General features: G+C 70.2%; 18 protein-coding genes. 12 read left to right on the top strand and 6 right to left on the bottom strand.

Features of this window, described 5'->3' with window-relative positions; translation table 11 throughout:
- The first annotated feature begins 19 nt into the window (after positions 1-19).
- From QMG73_RS04235 to QMG73_RS04225, 3 genes are all read left to right on the top strand, one after another.
- Positions 20-787 carry a hypothetical protein gene (locus QMG73_RS04235; RefSeq protein WP_281892558.1) on the top strand — a complete coding sequence of 256 codons (768 nt, stop codon included), beginning with the start codon at positions 20-22 and terminating at the stop codon, positions 785-787.
- Complete coding sequence (locus QMG73_RS04230) at positions 787-1,497, top strand: hypothetical protein (RefSeq protein WP_281892557.1); 711 nt, start codon at positions 787-789, stop codon at positions 1,495-1,497. The genes QMG73_RS04235 and QMG73_RS04230 overlap by 1 nt, the downstream gene beginning before the upstream one ends.
- Positions 1,498-1,662: 165 nt before the next feature.
- Positions 1,663-2,154 carry an excalibur calcium-binding domain-containing protein gene (locus QMG73_RS04225; protein ID WP_281892555.1) on the top strand — a complete coding sequence of 164 codons (492 nt, stop codon included), beginning with the start codon at positions 1,663-1,665 and terminating at the stop codon, positions 2,152-2,154.
- Here the strand turns inward: QMG73_RS04225 and QMG73_RS04220 are convergent.
- Positions 2,151-3,350, bottom strand: coding sequence for an acyl-CoA dehydrogenase family protein (locus tag QMG73_RS04220; RefSeq protein WP_281892554.1), 1,200 nt, complete (start codon positions 3,348-3,350; stop codon positions 2,151-2,153). The two genes, QMG73_RS04225 and QMG73_RS04220, sit on opposite strands and share 4 nt — an antisense overlap.
- A gap of 107 nt (positions 3,351-3,457) precedes the next feature.
- Here QMG73_RS04220 and QMG73_RS04215 point away from each other — a divergent pair, with 107 nt between their 5' ends.
- The gene (locus QMG73_RS04215) at positions 3,458-3,979 is read left to right on the top strand and encodes a DUF4190 domain-containing protein (RefSeq protein ID WP_281892553.1); all 522 of its coding nucleotides are present in this window, start codon (positions 3,458-3,460) and stop codon (positions 3,977-3,979) included.
- Between the two features lie 32 nt (positions 3,980-4,011).
- Here the strand turns inward: QMG73_RS04215 and QMG73_RS04210 are convergent, their stop codons facing one another.
- Positions 4,012-4,806, bottom strand: coding sequence for an SDR family NAD(P)-dependent oxidoreductase (locus QMG73_RS04210; protein ID WP_407676746.1), 795 nt, complete (start codon positions 4,804-4,806; stop codon positions 4,012-4,014).
- On the opposite strand from QMG73_RS04210, the gene QMG73_RS04205 reads away from it, so the two are divergent.
- The 3 genes from QMG73_RS04205 to QMG73_RS04195 are packed head-to-tail and all read left to right on the top strand — an operon-like array spanning position 4,805 to position 5,699.
- Complete coding sequence (locus QMG73_RS04205) at positions 4,805-4,939, top strand: hypothetical protein (RefSeq protein ID WP_281892552.1); 135 nt, start codon at positions 4,805-4,807, stop codon at positions 4,937-4,939. The two genes, QMG73_RS04210 and QMG73_RS04205, sit on opposite strands and share 2 nt — an antisense overlap.
- Entirely contained in the window at positions 4,936-5,349 is a 414-nt protein-coding gene (locus QMG73_RS04200) for a DUF4190 domain-containing protein (protein ID WP_281892551.1), read from the top strand. The genes QMG73_RS04205 and QMG73_RS04200 overlap by 4 nt, the downstream gene beginning before the upstream one ends.
- Positions 5,350-5,351: 2 nt before the next feature.
- Positions 5,352-5,699: a DUF4190 domain-containing protein gene (locus QMG73_RS04195; protein WP_281892550.1), complete on the top strand. Its 348-nt coding sequence runs from the start codon at positions 5,352-5,354 to the stop codon at positions 5,697-5,699.
- A 597-nt stretch (positions 5,700-6,296) separates the two neighbouring features.
- On the opposite strand, the gene QMG73_RS04190 is transcribed toward QMG73_RS04195, so the two are convergent.
- Together QMG73_RS04190 and QMG73_RS04185 are read right to left on the bottom strand one after the other, a co-directional pair.
- Positions 6,297-7,250, bottom strand: a complete 954-nt coding sequence (locus QMG73_RS04190) for an HpcH/HpaI aldolase/citrate lyase family protein (protein ID WP_281892549.1) — start codon at positions 7,248-7,250, stop codon at positions 6,297-6,299.
- A gap of 590 nt (positions 7,251-7,840) precedes the next feature.
- Positions 7,841-8,758: a DMT family transporter gene (locus tag QMG73_RS04185; RefSeq protein WP_281892643.1), complete on the bottom strand. Its 918-nt coding sequence runs from the start codon at positions 8,756-8,758 to the stop codon at positions 7,841-7,843.
- A 132-nt stretch (positions 8,759-8,890) separates the two neighbouring features.
- Here QMG73_RS04185 and QMG73_RS04180 point away from each other — a divergent pair, with 132 nt between their 5' ends.
- The 5 genes from QMG73_RS04180 to QMG73_RS04160 all read left to right on the top strand — a co-directional run bounded on the left by QMG73_RS04180 (position 8,891) and on the right by QMG73_RS04160 (position 13,304).
- Positions 8,891-9,595 carry an HAD family hydrolase gene (locus QMG73_RS04180; RefSeq protein ID WP_281892548.1) on the top strand — a complete coding sequence of 235 codons (705 nt, stop codon included), beginning with the start codon at positions 8,891-8,893 and terminating at the stop codon, positions 9,593-9,595.
- Between the two features lie 21 nt (positions 9,596-9,616).
- Complete coding sequence (locus tag QMG73_RS04175; protein ID WP_281892547.1) at positions 9,617-10,111, top strand: hypothetical protein; 495 nt, start codon at positions 9,617-9,619, stop codon at positions 10,109-10,111.
- Positions 10,112-10,139: 28 nt separating this feature from the next.
- Complete coding sequence (locus QMG73_RS04170) at positions 10,140-11,390, top strand: magnesium transporter MgtE N-terminal domain-containing protein (protein ID WP_281892545.1); 1,251 nt, start codon at positions 10,140-10,142, stop codon at positions 11,388-11,390.
- Positions 11,383-11,955, top strand: a complete 573-nt coding sequence (locus QMG73_RS04165; protein WP_281892544.1) for a DUF1003 domain-containing protein — start codon at positions 11,383-11,385, stop codon at positions 11,953-11,955. The genes QMG73_RS04170 and QMG73_RS04165 overlap by 8 nt, the downstream gene beginning before the upstream one ends.
- Positions 11,956-12,155: 200 nt before the next feature.
- Complete coding sequence (locus tag QMG73_RS04160; RefSeq protein WP_281892543.1) at positions 12,156-13,304, top strand: Mrp/NBP35 family ATP-binding protein; 1,149 nt, start codon at positions 12,156-12,158, stop codon at positions 13,302-13,304.
- A gap of 43 nt (positions 13,305-13,347) precedes the next feature.
- Here the strand turns inward: QMG73_RS04160 and QMG73_RS04155 are convergent, their stop codons facing one another.
- Complete coding sequence (locus QMG73_RS04155; RefSeq protein WP_281892541.1) at positions 13,348-13,773, bottom strand: Sec-independent protein translocase family protein; 426 nt, start codon at positions 13,771-13,773, stop codon at positions 13,348-13,350.
- A 38-nt stretch (positions 13,774-13,811) separates the two neighbouring features.
- Positions 13,812-15,104, bottom strand: a complete 1,293-nt coding sequence (locus tag QMG73_RS04150; RefSeq protein ID WP_281892540.1) for a S1C family serine protease — start codon at positions 15,102-15,104, stop codon at positions 13,812-13,814.
- Between the last annotated feature and the right edge of the window lie 112 nt (positions 15,105-15,216).

Below are 15,216 nucleotides of genomic sequence, written 5' to 3'. Positions count from 1 at the left end.
CTTTTCCTAATCTGCTGATGTGACCCGCGTCAGGGACGACCTCCAGCCCCGCCTCGCGCAGGTGCAGGCCGTGGCATTGCTGTGTGGCCTGGCCGGGTTCGTGCTGCGCGTGGCCGTGGAGTTCTGGATCGAGCCGCTGTCGTGGCGACTCAGCTTCCTGCCGGCGTTCGCGGTGTACGCGGCCGCGGCCGCCACCGCCCTCGCGCTGCCACTTCTGGGGTTCACGCGGCTGTGCCCGCGGCCTCGACCGACGCCGCGCGAGTTCGTGTACGGCGCTGAGCGGTCGCGGCCAGCCTTCGTGGCCGCCACCTCGCCGTGGACCGTCGGCCCGTTCGTGATCATGTTGATGTTCCTGGCCGGCAACGGTCTGGCAACCGAGCGTGCGCCGGACGGCACGGTGTCGATCTCCGGCTGGTTCCGCACCGTCGTGACGGTTGGCGCCATCTTCGCCATCGCGGCGTGGGCGTTGTGGCGCGGACCGCGCGTGGAGTTGCGCCCCGGCGGGCTCCTCGTGCGCACCCTGCGCACCCACAACGTGCGGTGGGAGGCGCTGCTCGCCAGCGGCCCACCGGCACCCGTGGAGAAGCCCCGACAGATCTCGCTCCTGGTGCGGCGGCAGCCACCCGAGTACGGGGCGTACGTGGTGCGCATCCTGCACCGCTGGCTCGCGGTCGACGCCGGCTTCCTCGCGGGCGCGATCCGGTACTACGTCGACCATCCCGAAGACCGAGCCGACATCGGCACGCCCGCCGAGTTCGATCGGCTCTACGACGCCCTGGACGCGTAATGGTCATTTCCGAGGCCAGTAGCGAGCGACTGCGTCTCCGGCGGTTGGCGCTCGCCGTGGGCGCGGGTGCGGGCGTACTGTGCGCGGCGGGCGCCGCTTGGTGGCTCGGCTGGTGGCACGGCGAGTACGAGGACTTGAACGGCCTGGTCCCGGTCGCCGGGTTCACCATTGCGGTGAAGGACTGGGTCCAACGGAATCGCGCCCGGCGGGGAGACCTCGTCTGGCGGCCAGCCATCGTGCTGCCCGGCGGCGTCGGTCCCGGTTACGTGGCTCGGTGGTCGTGGCAGGCACTCGCGATGGAGTGTGCCGCGTCCGGTGCCCTCATCGCTTTCCTGGCACCGAGCGGGGCGTGGCTCGCCTCCGATGGCTTGAGAATGACCATCGGCGGGATCATGACCGCGCTCGGCGCCTACGGCGCGGTGGACCGCGCGCGGGCCCTCTTCCGGCGGGTGCGGCACCCGGTGCACACGGCGATCACCGCGGCGGGAGTGACCGTGAAGGACACCACGGTGCCGTGGGACGGGATCAAGTACGGGAAGCCGGGCAAGGACGGTGTCTCGCTGTACCGGCCGGGTGCCGGGAAGGTTCTCGCCGGCGGGCCGCAGTGCGAGGTGCCCGACGAGCGGCTCAATCAGGTGATTGAGCACTTCAGGACCAGTCCGCACCGCCGATCGGCCCTCGACGGACCCGCCGCGTTGTCGGGTTTCTGACAGGCGGGTCACCACAGTCCGCGTTCTGAATCGGACTCCCCGTGTAAAACTGCCCCGGTGAGCCAACCGCCACTTGATGAATCGTGGCAAGAGCCGCAAGCGATCAGGTACGGACGGACCAACCAGGCCAAATCTCACTATCGGCCGAGGCAGACCCCCGGCCGGGTGACGCCCAGCCGATCGCAAGCCACGTCGCGACCCACCGCACCGGTACGCAGTGCGGTCAACCACCGTCGCGTCTGGTTCTTCACGATCGCGCTGCTGCTGGCGCTCGCGTTCGGCGCGGCACTGTTCAAGGCGGTAATGGCTGGCCCGCCGCCGACGGCCCACGGGCCCGCACGCCCGCTACCGACGACGACCGCGCCCTCGACACCTGCGCCTTCGGAGCCGTGGTCACTCCCGGACCCGTCGCCGGAGCCGATGCGAGACGGCGGGGCGGCCGCGGACGTGGAGAAGACGGAGGCGCCGCACACCCGAAAGCCGCGACCGGCTCCGACGACTCCGAAGGCCACACCGAGCACGGTTGCGGTGCACTACAAGAACTGCGGGCAGGCGCGGAAGGCCGGCGCCGCGCCGATACAGCGTGAAGATCCTGGGTACTCGACCACACTGGACAACGACGGCAACGGCGTAGCCTGCGAGAACGGCAAAGACTAGCTGCGGTACTCCTTCAGGAGGCCGCGGGAGATGATGGTCTTCTGGATCTCGCTCGTGCCCTCGCCGATCAGCAGGAACGGCGCCTCGCGCATGAGCCGCTCGATCTCGTACTCCTTGGAGTACCCGTAGCCGCCGTGGATGCGGAACGACTCCTGCACGACCTCGGCGCAGTACTCGGACGCGAGCAGTTTCGCCATGCCCGCCTCGACATCGTTGCGGGCGCCGGAGTCCTTGAGCCGCGCGGCGTTCACCATCAGCGCGTGCGCCGCCTCGATCTTCGTACCCATCTCGGCGAGCTTGAACGCGATCGCCTGGTGCTTGGCGAGCGGCGCGCCGAAGGTCTGCCGTTGTTGGGCGTACGCGACGGCCAGCTCGAACGCTCGGATCGAGATGCCGCACGCGCGGGCGGCCACGTTGACGCGGCCTACCTCGATGCCGTCCATCATCTGGTAGAAGCCGCGCCCGACGCCGGTTTCGGCACCGCCGAGGGCCGCGGACGCGGGCACCCGTACACCATCGAGGATCATCTCGGTGGTCTCGACGCCCTTGTACCCCATCTTTTCGATCTTGCCTGGGATGGTGAGGCCCGGCGCCGTCTCGCCGAAGCCCGGCTCCTTCTCCAGAAGGAACGTCGTCATGTTGCCGTACACCGATTCGGCGCCCGTCTCGGTCTTTACGAGGGTGGCGACCACGGACGAGTACGCGCCGTTGGTCAGCCACATCTTCTGTCCATTGAGGACGAAGTCGTCACCGTCGCGCTCGGCGCGGGAACGGATGGCCGCCACGTCTGACCCGCAGCCCGGTTCCGACATGGAGAACGCGCCCCGCACCTCGCCGGCCGCCATCCGCGGCAGGAGGCTCGCCTTCTGCTCCGGCGAGCCGTGCTGGGACACCAGATACGCCACGATGAAATGGGTGTTGACGATGCCGGAGATCGACATCCAGCCGCGCGACAGCTCCTCGACGACCAGCGCGTACGTCAGCAGCGACTCGCCGAGCCCGCCGTACTCCTCGGCGATCGTCAGGCCGAAAAGGCCCATCTCGCGCATGCCGTCGACGATGTCCGCCGGGTACTCGTCCGCGTGCTCCAGGTGCTGCGCGTGCGGGATGATTTCCTTGTCGGCGAACTCGCGGACGGTTTCCAGGATCGCGCGCTGTTCGTCGGTCAGACCCGGGGTCTGGGCAAGGCGGGCCATGTCAACCTCCCGTACCCGCAGGTAACTAAACGTTCGCTCAGTATCGTCTCACGGTCCGACTCCTCACAACGTGTGTGAAAAGGTTCACCGGGCCGAGTACCGTCCCGGTGGACAAGGAGGAAGTGCAGATGACGTACCCGCCGCCTAGCGGTCAGCCGGACCCGTACCAGCAGCAGCCATACGGGCAACAGCCGAGCGATCCGAACGCGCAGCAGCCCTACCCATACTCCGACCCCTACGGCGCTCAGCCGGGCTCACCGGCCGCGCCATACGGCGGGCAGCCGGGCTCGCCCGCACAGCCGTCCAGTGGCCAGCCGTACAGTGGTCAGCCCTACGGAGGCCAGCAGTACGGTCAGCCGCAGTACCCGGCGGGTGGCTACGCCCAGACGCCGGGCACCAACATCATGGCGATCCTGTCGCTGGTCTTCGCCTTCGTCTTCGCGCCGGCCGCCATCGTGCTCGGCCACATCGCGAAGAAGCAGATCAAGGAGCGCGGCGAGCAGGGCAGTGGCCTGGCCACCGCCGGCCTCGTGCTCGGCTACATCTTCACCGGTCTGACGGTGCTTGCCTGCTGCGGTGGCGTCATCCTCGCCATCGCCTCTGACGGCTCAAGCAGCAGCACCTACTGACGCGGCCCGCGAGGCGCAGAGCTCCGGGCGCACTACCGGAACTGCGCCTCGCGCACGCTGTTGCCGCCGTCGACCACGAGCATCTGCCCAGTGATGTACGACGCGGCGGGCGAGCAGAGGAACGTGATCGCCGCGGCGACCTCGTCTGGCGTGCCGGGGCGCCCGATCGGCGTACCCAGACCCTGTTTGAGCTCGGCCACCGTGGAAGCCGCGGTGTAGATCGTGCCCGGCGCCACCGAGTTGACCGTCACGCCGTCGGCGACCATCTCCATGGCCAGCGCCCGGGTAAGACCCACGACTCCGGCTTTCGCCGCGGCGTAGGCGGCCTCGGTCGGCAGCGCGTTGACCGGACCAGCGGTCGCGGCGAGGTTGACGATGCGGCCCCAGCCGCGCTCGGCCATCCCGCCGATGAAGGCGCGGCTGCACAGGAACGCCGTGGTCAGGTTGCGGTCGATCTCCGCACGCCACTCGTCGAACGAGAGCTGCGCCACCGGCCGCAGGACCTCCGGGCTGGCCCGGCTCGCGAGGCCGGCGTTGTTGACCAGTACCTCGACGTCGCCGAGTTGCTCAGCTACGGCGTCGGCGAGCGCGCCGACCTCGGACTCGTCAGTCAGATCCGCGACGAAACCGGTGGCGCCCAGCTCGCTGGCGCGTTCGTGGATGCGGCGGGTGGTGGAGACGATCGCCACCCGGGCGCCCAGGCTGGTGAGCCGCCGCGCGGTGGCGTATCCAATCCCGTCCGGACTACCGGCACCCGTGACCAGCGCGACCCGCCCGTCCAGTCGCAGAGTGACCATGTCGGGTTCGGTGGCGCTCATCATGTCCATGACCGCGATCCTGCCCGGTCCGGGCAATCCGAGCAACGATGCGATTCCGGGCGCGCCCAATACGGGGATCACCGAGCTGGCCTGGTACCGCTACCCTGTCGGGCACCTGCCAACGACGGAGAGCGTGAGATGAGCTACCCCCAGCAGCCCGGTAACTGGAGCGACCCCTCCTGGCCGCAGCAGCAACAGCAGCAGCCCGGTTACCAAGATCCGGCGTACGCGGTCAGCGGCCATCCGGCAGCGGCGTACCCGGGCTACGGCTACCAGCCGGTCGCCGTGCAGCCCACCAACGGGCTCGCGATCGCGGCGCTGGTGTGCGCGCTGGCAGGGATCGCCACGTGTATCAGCGCACCGGTCGGCGCGATCCTCGGCCACATCGCCCGCCGGCAGATCCGGGAGCGCGGCGAGGCCGGCGACGGCATGGCACTGGCGGGCATCATCGTCGGCTGGATCATCACCGCGCTGATGGTGCTGCTGATCGCGTTCTACGTCGTGATCATCATCCTGGCGATCAACTCGGACACGACGAGCAGCAGCTACTAAGGATGACCGACCCGCAGGTACCCGACTACGGGTACGCCCCTCCGCCGCACCCCGGTCCGCCTCAGTACGGTCCGCCCCAGTACGGTCCACCGCCGCCCGCACAGCGCACGAACGCGCTGGCCATCGCGTCGCTGGTGCTGTCGCTCGCGTCGATCAGCGTGTGCGTGAGTGCCCCGATCGGCGCGATCCTCGGCCATGTCGCACGCCGGCAGATCGCGGAACGCGGCGAGAGCGGCGACGGCATGGCCCGAGCCGGCATCATCATCGGCTGGATCGTGACCGGCCTACTGGCCGCGGTCGTGGTACTGGGCTGCATAGGCGCCCTAACCGACGACTCCTCTTCGTACTAGCACGCTCCCCGGCGTGTGGCGCGTAGTCCGCGCGCAGCCCGCGTGTGGCGCGTAGTCCGCGCGTCGCGCCCGCCCCACGGGTCGCGCCGACCTCGCGCACCTCGCCCACCTCGCTGGCAGCGCGGGCCGCGGGCAACGCGAGCCGCGGCAACGCGCGCCCCGCGTAGCGCGTAGCGCGCCCCGCGCTGTCCGCGGCCCGCGCTGTCCGCGCCGGGCCGGCTGCGCGCCGCGCGGCCCCTCTCCCGCCGATCAAGGGCAAACACACGTGCTTGGATCTCTTTTTCGCGTGCGTTCGCCCTTGATCCATGCGAATGGCCTTGATCGGCGGCGTTGAGTCGAGTGGTCCGGCGCCCCGGTCAAGACTACGGTCCGTCGGGCGCCGCTGGCGCTCGACCAACGACCGGATTGCACCATTCCGCGCTGCCGCCGCTCGGGCTGTGAACGTTTATGGCTGCTCCAGCAGCCATAAACGTTCACAGCTCGCCGCGGAACGGCGACCTTGACCTCCGCCCGCGCCTTAACTCGACGGCGCGTGCTCTTGATTGGCGGCCGCGGTCGGGACCGGCGCTGGCGCCGGCACCTTCCGCGCGGTCCGTCCTAGCTTTCGGGTGGGGTGAAGGTACTGGTGCGGCCCATGCCCGCTGCCCGGCCCTTCGCAGCCACGACGAGCGCCATCTTGCGCGACGCCTCGTCGATCATCTCGTCGCCGAGCATCACCGCGCCGAGCCTGCCGCCCGCTTCCGAGGTGTAGAACTCGTACGCGTCGAGGATGAGCTCGGCGCGGTCATAGTCCTCTTGAGACGGTGAATACACCTCGTTGGCGACGTCGATCTGGCCCGGGTGCAGCACCCACTTCCCGTCGAAGCCCAGCGCCGCCGACCGCTTGGCCACCTCGCGGAACCCGTCGACGTCGCGGATTTGCAGGAAGGGCCCGTCGATCGCCTGCTTGTCGTGCATCCGCGCGGCCATGAGAATCCGCATGAGAATGTAGTGGTACGGGTCGCCCGGGTAGTCGGGGTGCAGAGCGCCCACCACGAGCGACTTCATGTTGATACTGGCCATGAAGTCGGCGGGGCCGAAAATGATGGTCTCGACCCGAGGCGATGCGGCGGCGATAGCGTCCACATTGACCAGTCCGGCAGCGTTTTCGATCTGCGCCTCGATACCGATACGGCCGACCGGCAGGCCGAGCGTCTTCTCGATCTGGGTGAGCGTGAGGTCGAGCCACTCCACGTGGGCGGCGGTCTGCACCTTGGGCAGCATCACACAGTCGAGGTTGGCGCCGGCGCCTTCGACGACCTCGACGACGTCCCGGTACGTCCACGGGGTGGTGAGATCGTTGACGCGAACGACGCGGATCTTGTCGCCCCAGCCGCCCTCGTTCAGCGCCGCCACGATGTTCTTTCGGGCGTCCGGCTTGGCGAGGGGTGCCACCGCGTCCTCAAGGTCGAGAAAGACCTGGTCAGCGGGGAGTCCCTGGGCCTTGCCGAGCATCTTCACGCTCGAACCCGGCACCGCCAGGCAGGACCTGCGGGGGCGTCCAACGGCCATCGAGCGCTCCTTAATGGTCGCTAAGGGTCCAAGTGACCCAACAGTAACCTCGGGCGCCGACGCACGAGAACCAAGCTGTGGAGGATCTCACTGCCGCCTGCGGCCGTCACGACAAAATCCCCGAACATGCTGCCTCCGGGCCGCCCTGATGCCGCGAAAACAGGGAAAATGCGCGCTCGCGGCGGGTCGGTCCGAGTGGCACGCCCGCTACGCCCGCCCACGTACCGTTCGCGGACCGTGCCGCTGCGCGTTCGCCGCCGGACGCGAGCCGCGAGCGCCCGTCGATCAAGGCCATTTCCATCGATCAAGGGCGAATGCACGCGGAAAGCGATCGAACCACGTGCGTTTGCCCTTGATCGGCGGACAGGGCGTGGCGACACGCCGTGCCGGGCTGGCCTGGGGGCGGACGGGCGGGGAGAAGAGATCCAAGCACGTGCGTTTGCCCTTGATCGGCGGCAAGGGGGCCGCCGCGTGGCGGCAAGGGGGCCGCCGCCCGGAGCACGGCCGGGGCGACGGCAAGAAGCCGCCCGCGCCGCGGCGAGCAAAGCCGCGGCGAGAGGGGCGGTGCGGGGAGCGGGGCCGGCGGTGGGTTAGAGGGTGGGGTGGGGGGTCGGGGTGGGGCGGGTTCGGGCTAGGAGGACTACGGCTACGCCGGCTAGCAGGAGAGAAAGGCCGGGGAGCGAGGACAGGGGCGGGAGCTGGTCCAGCCAGGCCCAGGCGATCAGGGCGGCTCCCGGTACCTCCAAGAGGGCCAGGATGCTGACCGTGGTCGCTGAGATCTTGTGCAGGGCGTAGTTGAGCATCGAGTGGCCGAGCAGCTGCGGGCCGATCACGAGTCCCAGTACCACCAGCCACGTCGTGGTGTCGAAGCCGGACAGCCGCACCTGGCCGATCAGGCACACGGCCAGCAGGCCGGCGGCGCATGTCGTGTAGCAGACCAGCGTGTACGTCGTCGTGCTGAGCTGGGTACGAGCCTGCTCGCCGAGAGCCGTGTACACCGCGCCAGCCACCGCGCCCGCGAGCGCGAGCAGGTCGCCGAGGATCGCCTCGCCGGAGACGCCGATGTCGGCACCGGTGGCGAGGGCCGCGCCGCCGACCGCCATTCCGATGCCGATCCAGGTGGCCTGGGGCAGCCGCTTGCCCTGCCGGCTGGCGATCAGCCCCTGCCAGACCGGCTGGGTGCAGACCAGGGCGGTCGCGGTCGCCACCGAGGTGAGCTTGGTGCTCGGCATCCACGCGCCAAAGTGGACCGCCAGCGCGGCGCCGGCCAGCAGGCTGTACCCGCCCTCACGGCGCTTGCCGCCACGCACCAGCTGGCGGAGTTCTGGACCCCGTCGTGCCACCGCCGCCGGGGCGAGCACGCCGGCCGCGAGCAGGTTTCGCCAGAAGGCGAGGGCCAGGGCGGGCGCGGCCGCGTACGCGATCATCGGCGCGGAGGCCGAGATCGAGACCACCGCGATGGTGAGCGCGGTGACGGTTAAGGGATCTGGGCGGTGATGCACGGTGATTTATCCTCACAGGTCGCTTCTTGCAATTGCGTGACTACGCTGCGTTGGTGACTGTGCTCGAATAGTCACGCCGTTAGGCTCGCCCGGTCCGTCCCTCGGAACCCCCTTCCTACTCCGGAGGCTGATTTCGTCATGCCCGCGTACAGTGCGGTGCTTTTCGACTTTTTCGGCACCTTGACAACTTCGGTCCGGCGCGGACCGCTGCACGCCGCCGTCGCGCAGGCCCTCGGTTGCGACCTGAGCAACCTTTTCGCGGTACTCGACCAGTCGTTTTACGCCCGTGCGCGCGGCACCTACGGTTCCGCCGAGGCGACCCTCCGATGGGTTTGCGAGCAGGCCGGCGCGAGCCCGGCGGCGGGGCGCGCGCTGCGCGTCGCCGCCGACTTCCGGCTCGCGGCGATCAGCGCCGACACTCAGCTGCGCGCGGACGCCGTCGACACGCTCCGCGCACTGCGCCAGCGAGGATTGCGTACCGCCGTCGTCAGCGACTGCACACATGAACTGCCAGCGCTCATGCCCCTTCTGCCGGTGGCACCCCTCCTCGACGCACATGCGTACTCGGTGGAGATCGGGCATTGCAAGCCGGCTCCGGAGATCTACCTTGCCGCCTGCGCCCGCCTGGACGTGGCGCCCGAGCGGTGCCTGTACGTGGGCGACGGTGGGAGCCACGAGCTGACCGGCGCGGCGAGGTTGGGCATGACCGCGGTGCGCCTCGACGCTCCCGACCTCGCGAGCCACCTGGTGTTCAACGCCGACCGCCAGTGGTCCGGGCCGAGCGTGACCGCGCTGAGCGAACTGATCGGTCTGGTCGACCGCGCGCCGATGTCCATCGGATAGATCAGCGGGTACGGCGGGCGAATGCGGCAAGATGGTCGCATGGTCGACGCGGTGGTCACCGAGGCGATGAAGAAGGCGGCCGTGGCCTGGGTCGCGGTCGGCGACGGGCCAGCGCTCGCGCTGTGGTGCCTGCCGATCGACGACGCGCTGTACGTGGTCAGCGGGCCAGGCGAGCAAGCCGCGCCTGGCCTCGCCACAGCGGATCGCGCCACCGTGTCCCTGCGCGGCGACCACGGCGGCCGCATCGTCACCTTCCCGGCGGCGGTCGATCGCGTGGCGCCCGGGTCCGAGGAGTGGGAGACCATCGCGCCGCAGCTGGCCACCAAGCGGCTCAACGCGCCGGGCAGCGCGGCGGATCTCGCGGCTCGCTGGGCGGCTGAGTGCACGGTCAGCCGGCTCAGCCCGGCGGGCGAACTGATCGAGCGCGGCGACGCGTCAGAGGCCGCCCCGCCACGCGAGACACCGGCGACCCGCAGGCCGCGCAAGCCCTTCCGGCTGCACCGCGTCCGGCGCTGACACCCGCTTGTCCCACTACGCTGATCTCGTGACGACGCCGACACGGGTCTACATCGCGCGGCTCGCCGGGTTGGCCGTGTTCGACCCCAACGGAGACCAGGTTGGCCGGGTACGGGACGCGGTGGCGCGACTGCGCACCACCAACCGGCCACCCCAGATCGTCGGCCTGGTCGCCGAGATGCCGATGCGGCGCCGGATCTTCCTGCCGATCAACCGCATCACCTCGATCGACGCGGACTCGGTGGTGCTCGGCACCGGCACGCTCAATCTGCGCCGCTTCGAGAAGCGCCCCAACGAGCTGCTCGTACTCGAAGACCTGCTCGACCGGCGCGTCACGATCGAACCCGACGGCCGGCCCGGCATCGTGGTCGACATGGCGATGGAGTGCAGCCGGACCGGCGAGTGGTCGCTGGCCAAGGTCGCCGTGCGCGCGCACTCCGGCCGGCTCACCCGCCGCGGCCAGCTCCAGCAGCTCGACTGGGACCGGGTGCGCGGCGTCATCGGGGTACCGGACACGCAGGGCACCGCGAGCCTGCTCGCCCTGCTGGAGGGCATGCGCCCGGCCGACCTCGCCAACGCGCTCCAGGAGATGCCAGACGCCCGCCGCAACGAGGTGGCGGCCGCCCTCGACGACGAGCGGCTGGCCGATGTACTGGAAGAGCTCCCCGAGCACGACCAGGTGGAGATCATCGCGGCGCTCGATCGGGAGCGCGCCGCGGACGTACTCGAGGAGATGGACCCGGACGACGCGGCCGACCTGCTCGCGGAGCTGCCCCGCGCCGAGCAGGAGGTGCTCTTCGAGCTCATGGAGCCTGAGGAGGCCGACCCCGTCCGGCAGCTCATGAAGTACCAGAAGGGCACGGCCGGCAGCGTGATGACGTCTGAGCCGGTCATTCTGACCCCCGACGCGACGGTGGCCGAGGCGCTGGCCCGCATCCGCGAGCCGCAGTTGCCGCCCGCCATCGCGGCGCAGATCTTCGTGGCCCGGGCACCCATGGCCACCCCGACCGGGCGCTTTCTCGGCATCGTGCACTTCCAGCGGTTGCTGCGGGAGGCGCCGTCCGAGATCCTCGGCGGCGTGCTCGACAGCGGCATCGACCCCCTGCAGCCCGACACCCCGCTCTTGGAGATCACGCGGCGGATGGCGACGTACGACCTCGTGGCGCTGCCGGTCGTCGACACCGCCAACCGTCTGGTCGGCGCGGTGACGGTCGACGACGTGCTCGACCATTCGCTGCCGCCGGATTGGCGCGACCGCTCCGGAGACGCCGATGCCTGAGTCGCGCAGCACTGGCCGTACCCGCAGGCTCGACCAGCCACGCGACCCTGCCCGCGTGCGCCTGCCGCGCTTCGACCCGGAGTCGTTCGGGCAGTGGTCTGAGGGCATCGCGCGTTACATGGGCACGGCGAAGTTCCTGGTCTACATGACGGTGGTGATCCTGCTATGGGTCGGGTGGAACACGTTCGCCCCCGCTGACCTGCGCTTCGACCCGTACACGTTCACGTTCCTGACGCTCATGCTCTCCCTCCAGGCGTCGTACGCGGCGCCGCTGATCCTGCTCGCGCAGAACCGGCAGACCGACCGCGACCGGTTGGGGCTGGAGGAGGACCGGCGGCGGGCCGCGATGCAGAAGGCGGACACCGAGTACCTGGCGCGGGAGATCGCGGCGCTGCGGATCGCGCTCGGCGAAGTGGCGACCCGCGACTTCCTCCGCTCCGAGCTGGCCCGGCTGGCAGATGAGCTGAACGAGGCACAGCGCCGCTCGTCGCGCTCCGGTGGCCGCACGCGCCACGCGCTGCACGAACCGCTGGACGAGGTCGACGGCGACCGGCCCCAGACGTAGACCGGCCCAGACGTAGAAAGGCCGCGCGCCCCAAGGGGCTGGGCGCGCGGCGTTCTTCAACGATCGTCGCACTTCAGGGGGTACGGCGTCCAGCCGGAAACCGACAATATTCAAAAACACCACACACGGCCGGGTAGCGGTGTAAAGTGCACCACCCGCCCGCGCGGGACGCCAGTACCGTCCGACGTAGCATGGCTTACATGTCAGCGCCTGCCAGCACCATCGAGGACGCCATTCAGGCTGCCCTCGCCACCGTCGACGACCCGGAGATCCGCCGCCCCATCACCGATCTGGGCATGGTGCGCTCCTTCGAGGTGGGCTCGGACGGCTTGGTGCGGGTCGCGTTGCTCCTGACGGTCGCGGGCTGCCCGCTGCGCGACAAGCTGCGCAACGACATCACCGCGGCCGTGGGCGGAGTTCCCGGCGTGACCGGTGTCGAGATCGACTTCGGCGTGATGAGCCCGGAGCAGCGCCAGGCCCTCCAGGCGAAGCTGCGCGGCGGCACCGCCACCGCCGAGCCGGTGATCCCGTTCGCCCAGCCCGGCTCGCGCACCCGCGTGTACGCGGTCGCCAGCGGTAAGGGCGGCGTCGGCAAGTCGAGCGTCACCGTCAACCTGGCCGCCGCGCTCGCCGCTCGCGGGCTGTCGGTGGGCGTGGTCGACGCCGACATCTACGGCCACTCGGTGCCCCGGATGCTCGGTGCGGACGGCAGCCCCACCCGCGTCGAAGACATGATCATGCCGCCGGAGGCCCACGGCGTGAAGGTCATCTCGATCGGCATGTTCACCGCCGGCAACGCGGCCGTCGTCTGGCGCGGGCCGATGCTGCACCGGGCGCTTCAGCAGTTCCTCGCCGACGTGTACTGGGGCGACCTGGACGTTCTCCTGCTCGACCTGCCGCCGGGCACCGGCGATGTGGCGATCTCCCTGGCCCAGCTCCTGCCCAACGCCGAGATCCTCGTGGTCACCACGCCGCAGACCGCCGCCGCCGAGGTGGCCGAGCGGGCCGGCGCGATCGCGCTCCAGACGCACCAGCGGCTCGTGGGTGTGGTGGAGAACATGTCGTGGCTGGAGCTGCCGACCGGCGAGCGCATGGAGATCTTCGGCTCGGGCGGCGGCGCGACCGTTGCCGAGTCGCTGACCCGGACGGTGGGTGCCACGGTGCCGCTGCTCGGCCAGGTGCCGCTCGACACCCGGGTGCGCGAGGCGGGCGACGCCGGTACGCCGATCGTGCTCGCCGACCCCACGGCGCCCGCCTCGGTGGCGCTCGCCGCGGTCGCGGACCGGTTGGCTGTGCGCCGGGAGTCGCTGGTCGGCAAGCCGCTAGGCCTCAAGCCCGCAGGGCGCTGAGGTTTAGAGCCAGCGGGGCGCTGAGGTTACGTCGCGGCTGAGATTACGTCGCGTCGGCGTCGAAGCTCTTCGCGATCTGGCGCGGCGCCGGCGCGGGGTCGACCTTGCGGAAGTCGGCGGAGGACGCGACGTCGTTCAACTGGTCCTTCACCCCGTTGAGGTCGGACTTGACGCCGTTGAGGTCTGACTTGACCGAGTCGTAGACGCCCTGCAGCGGGCGGCGGAGCGCCGCTTCGTCTTCCTCGCTCAGCAGGTGCTTGCGGATGAAGGCCTTCGGATGCAGGTCTTCGAGCTGGATGTCGGTGCCCAGCTCACGGCTCAGGTCGGTGGTCGCGTTGCGAGCCATCCCGCGCAGGTTACGGATCATCCGCATGCCGTCGGAGATCACGTTGGGCAGTTTGTCACCGAAGATCAGCAATGCGAGCAACAGCAGCGCACCGATCTCCCACCAGTTCAGGTTTTCGAACACCTGGTGGCCCTCCTTTCCCGCCGTGGGGCAAGAGAACCCTACTTCGCGTCGGCGGCCAGCGTCACTGAGGCGGTCTGCTTGGCGCTGCCGCGACGGTACTCCACCGTGACCACGGAGCCCGGCGCGTACTTGCGGACCAGCGCGATCAGGTCGGTGCCCTGCTCCAGCGGACGCCCGTCGAGCCTGGTCAGCACGTCTCCGATCTTGAGACCGGCGGCGGCCGCCGGACCACCCGCGTCGACGGCGGCGAGGCGTACGCCACCGCCCGGGGAGCGCTCCGCGACCGTGGCGCCGATCACGGTACGGCGTGCCTTGCCGGTGTCGATGATGTCCTGCGCGACCCGTTTCGCCTGGTTGATCGGGATGGCGAACGCGAGACCGATGTTTCCGGCCTGCTCCTCGTCGGCCGCCAACGACTTGATCACCGAGTTGACGCCGATCACCCGGCCGGCACCGTCGACCAGCGGACCACCGGAGTTGCCTTGGTTGACCGCCGCGTCGGTCTGGATCGCCGCGTAGTACCGCATCTGGCCGCCCGGCTCGCCGGACTGGATGGTGCGGTCGAGCGCGCTGACGATGCCGGCGGTGACGGTGTTGGCCAGGGCGAGCGGCGAGCCGAACGCCAGCACCGGGTCGCCCACCGCGATCGCGTCGGAGTCGCCGAACTGCACCGGTACGAGGTTGGGGCGGGACACCTTGATCACCGCGATGTCGGACTCGGGGTCGTGCCCGACCACTGAGCCGGACGCCGTCGAGCCATCATTGAAGACGATGGTGGCTGGCCCGCTCGTGCCCTCGACGACGTGGTCGTTCGTGATCACGTAACCGTCTTCGGTCGCCACGAAGCCGGAGCCGACGCTGAGCCCACCAGCGCTGGGTGCCCGTACGGTCACCACGCTCGGCGCGACCTTTTCGGCTACCCCCGCCAGCGAGTCCGGTGGACGCTGGGCGACGGCCGGGGCCTCGTTGTCCGTCGAGCCGAGCACAGTGCCCCCACCGACGCCGCTGCGTACCGCGAACGCGTATCCCAGCGCGCCACCGAGCGAACCGGCGAGCAACGCGGCGAAGACGGAGATCATGACGATCGGCAGCATGCCCCGCGACGACGACGCGTCTGGATCCGTGACCGGCTCGGGTGCGGTGGCGGGGGCCTCCGGTGGGCGTACCACCACGGCTGCCGGGGCGTAGGGATCGCGCCACGGGTCGGCGAGGGCGTCGGACCACCAGGGCGAACCGGCGTCGCGCCCGGTCTCCGCGTGCGGAGCCGGTGACGGCGGGCCTGCCGGTGCCGGCGCGCCGCCGGGCTGGCGCCAGTTCCAGCCGTCGGTCACGTTGGGGCCTCCCAGTCCACTCCCGGCGCCGACCGAAGACGGCGCTTGCCTCCAGGATTGCACGGATAGCCGAGAAGCATTCAGTGGATGCGTCGGAGGGCTCGGTCGCCGC

It is taken from the genome of Phytohabitans aurantiacus, from assembly GCF_027923225.1.
In the GTDB taxonomy this organism is placed as follows: Bacteria; Actinomycetota; Actinomycetes; order Mycobacteriales; family Micromonosporaceae; genus Phytohabitans; species Phytohabitans aurantiacus.
The sequence above is the reverse complement of the archived record's forward strand: the minus strand, read 5'-3'. Positions and strand labels throughout refer to the sequence as shown.

Excerpts from the sequence above, each read along its gene's own strand:
- QMG73_RS04175 (WP_281892547.1), top strand. The coding sequence starts at position 9,617 with ATGCGGCAAGATGGTCGCATGGTCGACGCGGTGGTCACCGAGGCGATG.
- QMG73_RS04195 (WP_281892550.1), top strand. The coding sequence starts at position 5,352 with ATGACCGACCCGCAGGTACCCGACTACGGGTACGCCCCTCCGCCGCAC.
- QMG73_RS04210 (WP_407676746.1), bottom strand. The coding sequence starts at position 4,806 with ATGGACATGATGAGCGCCACCGAACCCGACATGGTCACTCTGCGACTG.
- QMG73_RS04200 (WP_281892551.1), top strand. The coding sequence starts at position 4,936 with ATGAGCTACCCCCAGCAGCCCGGTAACTGGAGCGACCCCTCCTGGCCG.
- QMG73_RS04190 (WP_281892549.1), bottom strand. The coding sequence starts at position 7,250 with ATGGCCGTTGGACGCCCCCGCAGGTCCTGCCTGGCGGTGCCGGGTTCG.
- QMG73_RS04205 (WP_281892552.1), top strand. The coding sequence starts at position 4,805 with ATGACCGCGATCCTGCCCGGTCCGGGCAATCCGAGCAACGATGCGATT.
- QMG73_RS04230 (WP_281892557.1), top strand. The coding sequence starts at position 787 with ATGGTCATTTCCGAGGCCAGTAGCGAGCGACTGCGTCTCCGGCGGTTG.
- QMG73_RS04165 (WP_281892544.1), top strand. The coding sequence starts at position 11,383 with ATGCCTGAGTCGCGCAGCACTGGCCGTACCCGCAGGCTCGACCAGCCA.
- QMG73_RS04220 (WP_281892554.1), bottom strand. The coding sequence starts at position 3,350 with ATGGCCCGCCTTGCCCAGACCCCGGGTCTGACCGACGAACAGCGCGCG.
- QMG73_RS04180 (WP_281892548.1), top strand. The coding sequence starts at position 8,891 with ATGCCCGCGTACAGTGCGGTGCTTTTCGACTTTTTCGGCACCTTGACA.
- QMG73_RS04160 (WP_281892543.1), top strand. The coding sequence starts at position 12,156 with ATGTCAGCGCCTGCCAGCACCATCGAGGACGCCATTCAGGCTGCCCTC.